Here is a 1,148-nt window from a genome sequence, read left to right as displayed (position 1 = left end):
TAGCATTGAACTGGGCACTCAAATCTATCATTGGCAGAGTAAGCAAGAATGGTCATTTGACAATGCACGCTACCCGATAAGCCTCGTGTACGCGCCTAACGATATACCAATCACTTCTTTTGACTGTAAAGATGGAACCAATACGACCAATAACCCTCTTTACTGCCCTCACACACTCTATCAATCTACAAATGAGCAACGTAGTGGCGCGAAACTTCAGTTAAAAGGCAAATCGCCTGAAGCCTCAACGCAATGGGTTCTCGGTGCTGGTTATGACCGATTTATCGTCAACGGTAGCAACTACTCCCGGATCGACTTAAATGGCAGCACCCTTGTTGATCAAGACAACCCTTATAAGAATTCTAAACGACACATTAGGTATGCACTATTCCAAGCCAAGACAGGCTTATTTAATGACAAACTGCATGCTGTCTATGGTCTCAGAGCAGACGATTACTCAGATGTCGGCTCTCACCTTTCGCCAAGAGCAGGGCTCATTGTCAAAGTCAATGAAAACTATAGCTCCAAGCTTCTTTACGGCCACGCTTTTAGAGCGCCCACAGCAATTGAGAGATTTGGCTCTGTTCAGGCAATTGAAGCAAACGAGAGCATCAAACCAGAGGAAATTGATACGATTGAGTGGGTCAATCATTTTCTCGCTAATGACTATTCTACAGAGTTAACTCTGTTTTCAAGTCGCTGGAAAGAAGGCATCGTTTTAGTGCCAACAACGGGCTCTTCTCAGAAATATTTCAACACAGGTAGAAATGAGTCTTATGGTGTTGAGCTTTCTGGTCGAAAACAGTTCAAGAGGTTTGAGTTAGTTGGCAGCAGTAGCTATGTTCGAAGCGAGAATAAAGAACTCAATAGTGATTATTTAGCTTTCCCACAGTGGATTTTTACACTTCAGGGTAACTACCTACTTGCTGATAGCAATATCGAGCTATCAATCAAACAAAGAGCAATGCTCAACTATAGTGAGGGTGACTATATAACCTCGACAAACCCGACAACGCTAGAGGTGACGCAAATTGCGCCAGAGGATGCAGATGATTATTTTCGTACTGACCTCAGCCTTCTTAAACACTTCGACTCTAAATCAGGCGAAGGCGAACGTGCTATGTATATAAACGTGAATAATATTTTTG

The 1,148-nt window shown here is 42.9% G+C and carries 1 protein-coding gene; it reads left to right on the top strand.

Features of this window, described 5'->3' with window-relative positions; all coding sequences use genetic code 11:
• Window positions 1-1,148: TonB-dependent receptor domain-containing protein (locus A3757_RS26145; RefSeq protein ID WP_197469660.1), on the top strand; the 1,148-nt coding region annotated here is incomplete at both ends.

This window comes from Oleiphilus sp. HI0117 (genome assembly GCF_001635235.1).
The sequence above is the reverse complement of the archived record's forward strand: the minus strand, read 5'-3'. Positions and strand labels throughout refer to the sequence as shown.